Source organism: Persicitalea sp. (genome assembly GCF_041751555.1).
Taxonomy (GTDB): domain Bacteria; phylum Bacteroidota; class Bacteroidia; order Cytophagales; family Spirosomataceae; genus Persicitalea.
The window spans coordinates 1-12,084 of record NZ_JBGSXF010000005.1; the positions used below are offsets into that span (position 1 = coordinate 1).

Here is a 12,084-nt window from a genome sequence, read left to right on the forward strand (position 1 = left end):
TCCCGAATACCTATGTGGAAATTGGGGCGGTCATCGCCGAACTGGGACGCCAACCCCGCGCCGCCAAAAAGTTTTTTGAAAAGTACCAGGATCGGGTACTTTTTGGTAAAGATAGCTGGGTACCTGCCGAGTACGTGACCTACTTCCGCGTACTGGAAACCGAAGACGAGTACTTTCCCTACCATAAAAAGTACCATGCCTTCTGGCGGATGTACGGACTGGGGTTGTCGGATGAAGTTTTGAAGAAGTTGTACTATAAGAATGCTTTGAAGATTATTCCTGGGTTGGATCGGAGCGGGTTTCCTGACTAAAACAAATCCGTCTAACTGCCGGGGTTTTAAATTTCTTTTGGTGGGTGGGTCTGTTATAAACACGAGTATTACTGGAATAGCGCTCAGGCAGTAACACAACCAAAGTTTATCTAGTCTTATTTCATAGAAACAGTCAACTTACTTTCATACCCCATGATTAAGCGTGTCTTGCTGAATGTAATATTCCTGAGTCAACTCTTGTTTTCTTGCCAAACCGAAGCCACCCAACACTCACAAACGAAATCGCCGGAAATTACTCAAAAACCAGCCTACGAATCTGAAAACCTCATCGTCAAAAAGCTTTCCGACCACGTCTATCAGCACATTTCCTACCTACAAACGGAGAGTTTTGGAAAAGTGGCCTGCAACGGCATGATCGTGGTCAACGGGAAAGAGGCGATCGTTTTCGATACCCCTACCGATGATGCCGGAGCGCGGGAGTTGATCGACTACCTCACCGACACGTTGCACAGCAAACTTAATGGGGTAGTCGCCACACACTTTCACGCTGACTGCATCGGTGGGTTAGCTCCGTTTCATGAAAAGGGTATCCCCTCATACGCCGAGAATCGTACGCTTGTCTTACTGAAAGATAAAGAGGTTGCTAAGCCGCAAAATGGTTTTGACAATTCCCTCGCACTCAAAGTCGGTAATCAGAAAGTGTACGCGCAATTCATCGGTGAAGGCCACACCAAAGACAACATTACTGGCTATTTCCCCGCTGACCGGACGATGTTCGGTGGTTGTTTAGTTAAAGAAGTCGGGGCCGGAAAGGGAAATCTGGAAGACGCCAACGTCGCCGCTTGGCCAGAGACAATAAGGCAGATCAAAGTGAAATACCCCGAAGTGAAGACGATTATACCGGGTCATGGTAAAGTAGGCGGCACGGAATTACTGGACTTTACAATGATGCTATTTGAAAAGGAGTAGGTCAAATGGCTTATGTAATTCTTTAAGGGAACGGGTGTTAAACTATTCAGCGGGTCAGTTGGAGTAGAGTAGATTACATTCCTTCTTTATTTTCAGAACCATTTTCCCAAAGGCTGGGTTAATGGAAACGATGTAGGTACATCAATTTTAACAACCAAACAAAACAATTAACATCATGAAAAAAACCATCCTCTCACTCGCATTATTGGCTACGGCTTCTTTTGCTTTCGTAGCTTGTGAATCCAAAGACAACTCCGATTCCGAAGACATGGAAGAAGTAGCCGGAATTCCTGACGGCACGATGAACGTAGATTTGGCCGCGAGCGAAGTCAATTGGGAAGGCACTATGGTGGGCATGTATTCCCACTCCGGCGACGTAAAGCTAACTGATGGCAACGTGACCGTGACCGATGGCAAAATCACGGGCGGCAACTTCACGGTGGACTTGACGACGATCAACCCCACCGACGACAATTTTGACCCCGAGAAAGATCGTACACCCGAAAAGCTGGTAGGACACCTTTCTTCCGACGACTTCTTCGCGGTTGAGCAAAACCCTAAGGCTACCTTCGAGATTACTGGTTCGGATGGCAGCACCGTAATGGGCAACCTTACGGTTCGTGGCAAAACCAATCCCGAAGAAGTAAAGAACGTTACGATTTCAGAAGAAGGCGGAAAAGTGACCATGACGGGCGATCTGACCTTCGATCGCACAAAGTACGATGTGTCTTTCAAGCACCCCATGCAGGAAATGGTGCTCTCAAATGACGTAGAAATGAAAGTAAAACTCGTCGCTGGTAACTAAGGTGATCCAGCTGGTTTTAAAAAAGGTGTTTCTGGCTGAGGCTGGGAACACCTTTTTTTATTCAATGCCCTAAGCCAATTTTTTGGATACGCTTTGAACCGCGTTTTCGTTTTGACCAGAACCTGCCAATTTTATTTCGAATGACAAACGATCTGCAACCCGTGCTGCAATACCTTGAAGTACTCTCTGTCAAAATCGCCAAACTTGAAGCCGAGCAAATTGTGGCCCGCAATATGATCGCCAAACTTGCCGCACGAATCCACCAAGTAGAATATGAGGAAATGGAAGCCCTGCAAGGCCGCATGGAGCAATCAGCCAAACAAGCTCTACTACCTGCCCTCATGCAAGGAATGGTAGTACTTTCCGAAAGCGACGTTCGCCAGCATTTGGGGCTGAATTCCTAGAAAAGCAGGGGGAGAATGGAATTGGGCGCAAATGCACCTTTGCGTGCCTTATTTTACAGATAGTACTTAGCGTCACTCTACTTCCAAAATTCCTCCCTTCAAGTGGTAGATCGTTTTTTCAGCCCAAGCCGGAACCCGGCAGTAGTCCATTGCTGCCACCTTGCTGCGAGTACCGTTGGTGCAGATCACGATGATTGGATCGTGATCTTCCAGCAATTTCCGATCCTCACGAATTTTTGAAAGCGGGATATTGACACCGCCCTCGTTGAACTCCTCAAATTCCCAGGGTTCGCGCACGTCCACGACTACCGCCTTCGGCTCTCGCCTTAGTTCATTCATTTGGGCCAGCGTAATGTCCTGGTACTTTTTTCTGGGCATAGAGTGAGTTCTTCTTTTTCCAAAAATACAATTCCAATTCTTGTCTTCAAAAACAAAAAGCACCTCACCTTAAGGTGAAGTGCTTTTTGAAATTCATCTGGAAGCAAGAGTGATGAAAAAATTTACTGAACCGCAATCACCTTGAACTCCGTGCGGCGATTCAACTGGTATTGGCTTTCCGTACAGTTCTCGCCGTCCACGCAATCGTTCACGGGTTGGCTTTCGCCGTAACCGCGCGCTACCAGGCGCATCGGACTAACGCCCCGGCGCACCAGGTAGTCGTAAGCCGCGCGAGCCCTTCGCTCCGAGAGCTTCTCGTTGTAAGCATCGTTAGCACGGCTGTCGGTGTGTGAACGCAACTCCACGGTCATTTCAGGATATTTTTTCAAAAGCGACACGACGCGGTCAAGCTCCTTAGCCGCATCGGGACGTATAAAAAATTTATCGAGATCGTAGTAGATATTATCCAGGCGGAAGACATCGCCTTCGCCGTAAATCCCAACGTTGTTTTCTACTACCTCACCGCGCCGCCTGGTCTTGATTTGGTTCTGGTCGCGGGTGTACTTGTCTTTTTCGGTCGTGATGGTGTAGTTAGAATTGGGGTCCATAGTCAGCTCGTACTGCCCGTCGGGCCCGGTAGTCACAGTTTCCTCGGAATTGTCTTTATCGTTTCGCAGCGTCACCCTGACACCATCGGCGGGTTTCAAGTCCACCTCTTTACGGATGGTACCTCTAACGATAGAAGTGTTTTCACTCCGATCCAGGTAGATTGAAAGCCCCATGCTCGGGTTTGACGATTGGGTGAGCGTAGAGAAACGGACGCTATTAGCAGCATACCCTTCCTTAATCGCTCTGAACTCATATTCCCTGGATGATTCGAGACACATTCTTACGCTGCCGTCCATGCCCGTCTGTTGCAATTGCTGGTTGACGCCGTTCTTCACTACCCGAACGTCGGCATTTTCTATCGCTTCCTTTGTTTTTGCATCGTACACGAAGATATTCAGTTGTTTGCACACCCGGCGGAAGCTGTAGATATTGTCGTCGGAAGCTCCGCGCTTGCGATTGGAACTGAAATACCCTGACATGCGATTGGCGTCGGTAATAAACCCAAAATCGTCACTAGAGGAATTGATCGGTGCGCCAATATTTTCGACACCTTTCAGCGCGATATCGCCCCGCATCTCGGCTGAGAAGACGTCTAAGCCACCTAAGCCCTCATGGCCGTCGGATGAGAAATATAGTGTTCCGTCGGCATCTACATAAGGGAACATTTCGTTGCCCTCTGTATTGATTTCCCGGCCCATGTTCACGGGGGTTCCCCAATCACCGTTGTTGAAATCCACTACGTAAATATCAGTCGAGCCGTAGCCGCCGGGCATATCCGACACGAAGTAGAGTTTGGAATCGTCGGCGGAAAGTGCCGGGTGTCCACAAGAATAATCTTTACTGTTGAAAGGCAATTCCTTAATATTCACCCACTTACCCCGCGAATCCTGCTCAGCGTAGTAGAGTTTCAGCTTCCGAATTCCTCCACCACTGCTCTTGCCTGATTTTCCCTTATCGTCATTGTTACGCGTGAAAATAATTCGTTTTTGATCCTTGAAAAAAGTCATCGGCCCTTCGTGGTACTTGGTATTAAGGGTGCGGCTGAAAATCTCAGATTTGGTTAAATTCGCTTCGGCGGGGGCGGAAGTCTGATTGACATCTTCGCGGGCGTTCATGTCTCCACCACCCAAGACAGAAGTTGTGGGCGTATCCGTCAAGCTCGCCTGACGAAACTGGTTCGTATCTGGCTGGAAATAAATGTCGAGAAAAGGAGTCTGGTTAAAATTAAAAACCCGTTTGATAACCCCCGACTCATTACGGGCAGAAACGAAAGTTAACCCACCCTGGTAGTACATTGGGCTAAAATCGGCCTGTCTAGAATTGAAAGGCAAGTACTCTACCTTATAGGAAGAGGAATCCTGATAAAAGCGGTCCATATCCATATACGAAACCGTAAACTTCTTACCACGCAGGTCTTCGGTTTGCATCTCGCCGTACTTAGCATACATTTTCTGCGAGTCGCGGTACTTGCGGTTTTTGGCCAGTGATTGTGCGTAGTAAAGGTAGGTTTCGCTGGGCAAATCGGTGTATTTTTCTGTGAGTTCGCCGTACACCCGCTCGGCATTCCGCGAATCCTGTAAGCGGCGATAGCTGTAGCCCAGCTTTATCAAAGCTTCGCGACGCTCCACTTGATCACCACGCTTATCGAGACTCAGAAAGTCCTCGTAACTACGCACCGCGTTGAGGTAGCTCATGTCCTCAAAATGCTTATTAGCCGACCGTAGTCGAGCGCTTTGGGCCATGACGCCTACCGACAGAAGGGTTAGGGAAATCGCCATTAGCAACGTTTTACGGCAGATTTTCATATGTTTTTTACTTTTCTATGTATATTGATCCAGTAGTAATGACTAGTGATTAGCAAAGAAAATGCCAATTTTCGTTTTTACTTAAAAAATTATTGCAAATCAAAAGACCGTCATTAACCATATACACAGTTACGTATATTAACATTCAGTTGATTACAATTTCAATTTTCAGAATTTCAGTCGTTTCATTATTCACCCCAAAACGTCCGTCGGCCCGCCTACCCAGCACCCACAAAATATTACCTTCGTTATCGGTTAAGACCAGGCAGTCCTTTTTGCGGTTCATCGGCACCTTGGCATCAACGAGCAGATCACTGACTTTCTTGCGGCTCCCACCCATACCAAACGGCTGAAACCAGTCGCCCGCATGCCAAGTTCGTACCCGTAGCGGGAACAGGATTCGGGCGGCGTCGAAATAGGCAATTTTAGGGCTTTTTGAAAAATTAAATTTCTTAAAGCAAGGAGTTTGGGAAATTTCAATGGAAGAATTTTGAGATAGAGCGACTTCGACTGAATCTTCCTGAATAACAATTGGTGGAAAGCCGCCATCACCTTGCAATGGCTCGATGATCAAACTCTCACGATCCTTGAATAACGAATGGCTGGTTGAGAAAAATTGCTTACCGCTGATTCCTTCGAGCGATGCCACAATTTGCGCGGTTTGGGCGTAATTAAAACCGTACGCTTCCAGAACCGAATGCAAGTAGTAGATGGGTTCTTTCGTTTCCCGGATTTCTTGAATCCCGATATAGCAAGTTTCATCTTCAAAGCGCACCGCCCTCTCCCGCCAGTCCGCGAGCCGATCCTTTAGGATGGAATCAACCGCCCGCAGACGTTCTAGGCTTTGGCTGAAAGTCTTGTCCAGCGAAGGATTCATTTCCCAGAGTACAGGCAGCACCTGATGCCGCAGCAGGTTGCGGCGGTAGGCATCGCTGGCGTTGGAGCTGTCCTCGCGCCATTCGATTTTTTCTTTTTGGGCAAAGTCCAGGATTTCTTTCTTGGAAACAAAAAGCAGCGGACGGACTAATTTGTGCTTGACGGGCGCGATGCCTAGTAGCCCCGGCAGTCCCGTACCGCGCGTAAGGTTAAGTAGTACGGTTTCGATATTGTCGTCGGCGTGGTGAGCGGTGGCCAGGTAGTTGTATTCAAATTCTTGAATCAATTCCTCGAACCAGGTGTAGCGTAAGTCGCGTGCCGCCATCTGGATGGAAATGCCTTCTGATTCGGCTTTCCGGGTCGTTTCAAATTGTCGGGTGTGAAACTCGACTTTATGCCTTGCCGCCCAATTTTGCACCAGAATCTCGTCGCCATCCGACTCCGCGCCACGCAGTCCGAAGTTGCAATGGGCGATAGCGAATGAAAACCCGGCCCGGCGGAATAGCTCAGCCATGACCATCGAATCCACGCCACCGCTGACGGCGAGTAGTGTTGTGTCGGTGGCTAGGCCGGGAGCGTAGTCGTTAACAAAAGTTAAAAAGACGTCGTGCATGGGGCTAAGCGGCACATTTAAGCGTATTTTTACCGCTAATGATAATCTCAAAGATAGGTAGTTGGCATTTGAACCAGAATTTATTACGCAAATATTGCCTACCCGAAGCAACCTTTTTAAACGCGTTCGGGTCTATCCTATCGAAGAAGCCATGAAAAATAGTCTGCTAGTTTTATTCTTATTGCTTTCCACATGGGCCGCCGGGCAGGTTCGTCCGCCGGGCAGCCTCAACGCCGCCGCCGGGCAAGAGGATGTGGTCGAACTGCTGCCTGGTTCCGACAGCCTGAGAATCACTACCGAAAACGGGGTAGAAATCAGGCGGGTCGTCAATAATGTTCGTTTCAAGCATAAGGGTTCAATCCTTTACTGCGATCTGGCGATCCAAAACGTCGCCAGCAATCTGATTCAGGCGTACGGCCACGTGAAAGTAGTGCAGGGCGACACGATTACTGTCACGGGCGATACCTTACTTTACTACGGCGATACGCGTTTTGCTATCGTGAGCGGTAAAAAGGCCGTGCTGTTTGACAAAAAACGGACGCTGACTTCCAAGAGGCTAGAGTATGATATGGCCAATGGTTTGGCTTACTACCGCCTGCCGGGTCGTACAGTCGATTCGGCCAATGTACTTACCAGTAAGGAAGGAATTTACAATACCCGCTCGAAGGTCTTTGATTACTACGGAGACGTGAAGCTAGTCAATGAAAAGTATGTACTGACGACGGACACGCTGATTTATAATTCCAACACTAAATGGTCGTACTTCAACGGCCCAACTAAAATCGTGAACAAGGACGGGACGCTGCTTGCCAAGCGCGGACAGTATAACACTGAGACGGAGGAATCCAGCTTCAGCACCCGCACGATGGTAGAGAACGAAAGTTATACGCTTACGGGTGATTCGCTCTTTTACGACAGCCAGAAACAACTCGGCTTCGCAAAAGGAAACGTCGAAATCCTGGCAAAGGAAGACAAAACGCTGCTTACTGGGGATGTAGGAGTTTACCGGGGTACAGAGGGTTTCTCCAAAGTCTTCGGTCACGCCCTGGTGAAAAGTGTCGTGTCGGAGGATACGCTTTACATTCGGGCCGATACGCTTTATTCCATTCAAAATAAGGTAGATAGTACCCGAAAATTGATAGGTGACAGGAACGTTTACATATTCAAATCCGATTTTCAGGGGCGTTGCGACTCGGTACTTTACAACACCGCCGACTCCACTGTTTTCTTCTTCCGCGAGCCGATTCTTTGGGGAGACAACTACCAGATGGAAGCCGATTCGATAAGTGCTTTTTTGGTTAATAATAAAATTGACCGGATGCTGCTACGCAGTAATTCGTTCGTCATTTCGGAGGACACTTTGGTTTCACAATTCAACCAGGTCAAGGGCCGAACAATCAACGCCTATTTCAATGAGGAGAGCAATCTGAAACGGGTATTTGTGGACGGCAATGGGCAGAGTGCCTACTACGCAATGGACGAGGATGAAAAACTGATTGGTCTCAACCGTGTGGAATGCGGGAAAATGAATCTACAATTTGTGGCCAATCGTGTGAATCGCATCGCCTTTCTGGGACAGCCCGTGGGTAGCCTGATTCCACCCCAAAATATAAAAGGCCCGGAAAGGCAACTTGAGGGCTTCAATTGGCGTATAAGTGAAAAACCGACCCTTAAGCAAACCATTTGGGCCGAGACCACCGTCGAAAAGAATGAAGTTGAGCCACCAAAAACGGTAGATACGGCTCGTTTGCCAAAAAATTTGAAGCAGTAGTCACCGAATTAGCACGGTTTTTGTATTTATTTTTTATAAAAACAGGATCGACAAACAAATTTTTATCAGTCATTGCACAATAATCTTTGATAGTCTTACCATAAATGTATATTTTTGTAGATCAAGGGGAATACTATGATCCCGTCGATTTCAACTTTGCCTTTTGCCATGAAAAAAACTATACTCTTTGTTTATACTTTCCTCATTTTGGGTTGCCTGGCAGCACAAGCTCAAGTTCCTGCCAACAGCAGTCGATTGAACTTGCCCAGTAAAACGCAGACGATGTCCTTCGATCGTCCGTTGGTTCAGAAACCCACCATACTTTCTTACAAGCCGCTGGCTCTGGAAAAACCACAAGCACTGAACGATTACTACCGTGCCTTGCTTTTTGCCAAACCTGCCAACAACAATGCCTCTCCCACGGTGGCAATTGCCGAAAGCACTGCGACCGCAGCTACACTACAAACGGCTAAAACCGATCGACGCGCCGCGTCCATAGAACGTGTATCCGACGAGAACCTTTTTTCTAACGACTGGCTCACCATCTCGAATGTGTACCCCAACCCAGCCAGCGATTATGCGGAGTTCGATTATACGATGAAAAATTCAGATCGGGAAGCTAAAATTGTAATCTGTAATATTCTGGGCAACCCAATTTCGGAGTATCGTCTTGATAAGACTGACGGTAAGTTGCGTATCAATACCCGAGACATGCCCACGAGCGTGTACTTCTATCGCCTGGCTATAGACGGCAACTCCGTAGCGACCAAAAAACTGCTTGTTCGCCATCAGCAATAATAAGCAACGCGATACTTTCAAGGCTACCGATTCGTTATGGGTCGAGTAGCTTTTTTTATTACATTTGCCGCCTTATGCGAAAGAAACCCTTTGCGAATTATTTTTTTCTACTGATAATCGCGCTTTTTCTTACTACTTCCTGTAGTAAGTTTGCCAAGTTACAAAAAACCGGGACAGACAAGGAAAAATACGCCGCTGCCCTGGATTATTACCAGGATGGCGACTGGTATCGCGCCGGATTACTTTTTGAAGAGCTTATTCCTTTATTGAAAGGTAGCACAGAGTCGGAAATGGCTCAGTTCTACTATGCTTACACGCAGTACCACCAGGAACAGTTCAATATGGCGCAGTTCCTGTTCAAGAAATTTTTTGATACCTATGCTCGCAGTGATTATGCGCAAGAAGCTTTGTACATGCACGCTTACTCGTTGTATAAGGATTCAGCGCCGCATACACTGGATCAGACAAGTACCATGACGGCTATTTCAGCCTTGCAGGATTTTATCAATTCCTACCCAGCCAGTCCGTTCCGAAACGAGTGTACGGGCTATATTCTGGAATTACGGCGCAAGTTGGAACTGAAAGCTTACGAGAAAGCCAAGCTTTATTACAAAATCAGCGACTTCAACCTGGCTTCGCTCAAATCTGCTGTGATTTCTATTGAGAATTTTCGTAGAGATTTTCCCGATTCAGAATTTAACGAAGAGCTGGCCTATCTGAAAGTCGATGCACAATACACACTGGCCAAAAGCAGCTTTGCTATCAAGCAGAAGGAACGCTATGAGGATGCGGTAAAGTTTTATAAAGCGTTCATCGACAAATATCCCAATAGCGCGTTCCTTAAAGATGCCGAGAAACTTTACTCTAACAGCGAGGAGGAACTCGAGCGTATCGCGACTTTGGAGAAAGCGAGGAAGGACCGATTGGACAAACTACCTGACACGACGGCTCAGCCTGCTAAGGTGACTACGTCCTCGATTAATAATTAATATCTCAAAAATTCAACCAGACTACTATTACATGTCAACCAACACAAATCCATCCATCATCACCCGCGACACTGACAAAATCGCCGCCGTGACGGGAAATCTTTACGAATCGGTTTCTATCATTTCAAAGCGTGCCCGGCAGATTTCCAGCAAGATGAAGGAAGAATTGAACAACAAACTCGCCGAATTCGCCTCCGGCGTTGATAACCTGGAAGAGGTGTTCGAGAACCGTGAGCAGATCGAAATCTCGAAATTCTACGAGCGTATGCCGAAGCCTGGCAGCATTTCTATCGACGAGTTCATGGAAGGCAAAACATACAGTGCCTACCGCGAATTGGAAGAAGGAAAATGACCGGGCTGGCGTACCAGTTAAGATTTTTTTTAAAAGAGACATTAGCCATACCTGCCATCGCTGCAAGTGTGGCTAATGTTTTTTAATATATTCCCGTTTTCATTTTGGCACTGCAATTAGAGAGCAAAAAAATAATCGTTGGTGTGTCCGGCAGCATCGCGGCCTACAAATCGGCCTTGCTGGTTCGATTAATAGTGAAGGCTGGGGCCGAAGTGCAGGTAGTTATGACCGAAGCGGCGATAGATTTCATTACGCCGCTCACATTGGCCACCCTGTCGAAACGTCCTGCTTTGTCGGCTTATGTCCGCGATGCAGAAGGTACCTGGAACAATCACGTTGAGTTAGGACTCTGGGCCGACGCCTTGGTCATTGCTCCCGCTACCGCCCACACACTGGCCAAATGCGCCAACGGGCTTTGTGACGATTTACTTACGGCAGTGTACCTCTCCGCCCGCTGTCCGGTATTTTTCGCTCCGGCAATGGATTTGGATATGTACCAGCACGGTTCCACTCAAGGCAATATCTACCGGTTGCAATCCTATGGAAACTCGATTATTGAGGCAGGTTACGGTGAATTGGCCAGCGGACTGATGGGCGAAGGCCGCTTGGCCGAGCCGGAAGAAATAGTGCGGCAATTGGAAAGGCATTTTTCTCACCGCTCAGTTGCCATTGGCAAGCAGGTACTTATCACAGCAGGCCCGACGCAGGAGGCAATCGATCCCGTACGCTACATCAGCAACCATTCATCGGGAAAAATGGGGTATGCCATCGCTCGTGCCTTCGCCGACGCCGGGGCCCAAGTTACGCTGATTAGTGGTCCGGTGGCACTGGAAATAGAAGATCTGAGTATCAAAGTCGTGAAAGTGCGTTCGGCCCGGGAAATGTTCGACGCCACAGAAGCGCAATTTGCGTCTAGCGATTTGGTGATCTTTGCGGCTGCGGTGGCAGACTACGCACCCGCGGAAGTAGCGGAGCAAAAAATAAAGAAAAAGGAAGCGGAATTCAAGTTAGAGATGACCAAAACAGTGGACATCGCCGGAACTTTGGGGGCGCGCAGAAAATCGCAGCAATTGCTTATGGGCTTCGCTCTCGAAACCAATGACGAGTTGGCGAACGCGCGTAAGAAGTTAGAGACCAAGCAGCTCGATTATATAGTTCTGAATTCCCTGAACGATTCCGGTGCGGGATTTGCGCACGATACCAACAAAATCACCGTTATTGATCGGGAAGGCCTGGAACGTCACTTTGAATTGAAGTCCAAACAAGAAGTAGCGCAGGATCTTCTCGACCTTATTGTTGAAAAATGGAGCGTGGTATGAAAAAACTATTGGTGAAATATCTGGGAATTCTTCTCTTCGGCTTGATCACACTTGACTTGTCGGCTCAGGAACTGGACTGCACTGTGACCCTCAACTACGATCAACTCGTGGCGCAGCAGAAGAC

Annotated in this window: 12 protein-coding genes; 9 read left to right on the forward strand and 3 right to left on the reverse strand. The window is 47.8% G+C overall.

Annotated features, from left to right (window positions below; genetic code table 11):
* The 4 genes from ACEW8P_RS00205 to ACEW8P_RS00220 form a co-directional block, all read left to right on the forward strand.
* Positions 1-311: amidohydrolase family protein (locus ACEW8P_RS00205; RefSeq protein ID WP_373511096.1), on the forward strand; the 311-nt coding region annotated here is incomplete at its 5' end.
* Between the two features lie 153 nt (positions 312-464).
* Positions 465-1,241: a subclass B1 metallo-beta-lactamase gene (gene bla / locus ACEW8P_RS00210; RefSeq protein ID WP_373511097.1), complete on the forward strand. Its 777-nt coding sequence runs from the start codon at positions 465-467 to the stop codon at positions 1,239-1,241.
* A 175-nt stretch (positions 1,242-1,416) separates the two neighbouring features.
* Complete coding sequence (locus ACEW8P_RS00215) at positions 1,417-2,046, forward strand: YceI family protein (protein ID WP_373511098.1); 630 nt, start codon at positions 1,417-1,419, stop codon at positions 2,044-2,046.
* A gap of 140 nt (positions 2,047-2,186) precedes the next feature.
* Complete coding sequence (locus ACEW8P_RS00220; RefSeq protein ID WP_373511099.1) at positions 2,187-2,450, forward strand: hypothetical protein; 264 nt, start codon at positions 2,187-2,189, stop codon at positions 2,448-2,450.
* 72 nt (positions 2,451-2,522) lie between these two features.
* Here the strand turns inward: ACEW8P_RS00220 and ACEW8P_RS00225 are convergent, their stop codons facing one another.
* From ACEW8P_RS00225 to tilS, 3 genes are all read right to left on the reverse strand, one after another.
* Entirely contained in the window at positions 2,523-2,828 is a 306-nt protein-coding gene (locus ACEW8P_RS00225; protein ID WP_373511100.1) for a rhodanese-like domain-containing protein, read from the reverse strand.
* 122 nt (positions 2,829-2,950) lie between these two features.
* Positions 2,951-5,242: an OmpA family protein gene (locus ACEW8P_RS00230; RefSeq protein ID WP_373511101.1), complete on the reverse strand. Its 2,292-nt coding sequence runs from the start codon at positions 5,240-5,242 to the stop codon at positions 2,951-2,953.
* Positions 5,243-5,387: 145 nt separating this feature from the next.
* Complete coding sequence (gene tilS / locus ACEW8P_RS00235; RefSeq protein WP_373511102.1) at positions 5,388-6,782, reverse strand: tRNA lysidine(34) synthetase TilS; 1,395 nt, start codon at positions 6,780-6,782, stop codon at positions 5,388-5,390.
* Positions 6,783-6,825: 43 nt separating this feature from the next.
* Here tilS and ACEW8P_RS00240 point away from each other — a divergent pair, with 43 nt between their 5' ends.
* The 5 genes from ACEW8P_RS00240 (at position 6,826) to coaBC (ending at position 11,960) form a co-directional block, all read left to right on the forward strand.
* Positions 6,826-8,502 (forward strand): OstA-like protein, encoded by a 1,677-nt coding sequence (locus ACEW8P_RS00240; RefSeq protein ID WP_373511103.1) that lies wholly within the window; start codon positions 6,826-6,828, stop codon positions 8,500-8,502.
* A 168-nt stretch (positions 8,503-8,670) separates the two neighbouring features.
* Positions 8,671-9,300 (forward strand): T9SS type A sorting domain-containing protein, encoded by a 630-nt coding sequence (locus ACEW8P_RS00245; protein ID WP_373511104.1) that lies wholly within the window; start codon positions 8,671-8,673, stop codon positions 9,298-9,300.
* Between the two features lie 74 nt (positions 9,301-9,374).
* The gene (locus tag ACEW8P_RS00250; protein WP_373511105.1) at positions 9,375-10,289 is read left to right on the forward strand and encodes an outer membrane protein assembly factor BamD; all 915 of its coding nucleotides are present in this window, start codon (positions 9,375-9,377) and stop codon (positions 10,287-10,289) included.
* A gap of 31 nt (positions 10,290-10,320) precedes the next feature.
* Positions 10,321-10,641 (forward strand): DNA-directed RNA polymerase subunit omega, encoded by a 321-nt coding sequence (locus tag ACEW8P_RS00255; RefSeq protein WP_373511106.1) that lies wholly within the window; start codon positions 10,321-10,323, stop codon positions 10,639-10,641.
* 110 nt (positions 10,642-10,751) lie between these two features.
* A complete protein-coding gene (coaBC, locus tag ACEW8P_RS00260; protein ID WP_373511107.1) occupies positions 10,752-11,960 on the forward strand; it encodes a bifunctional phosphopantothenoylcysteine decarboxylase/phosphopantothenate--cysteine ligase CoaBC in 1,209 nt (402 codons plus the stop codon).
* Positions 11,961-12,084 lie beyond the last annotated feature (124 nt).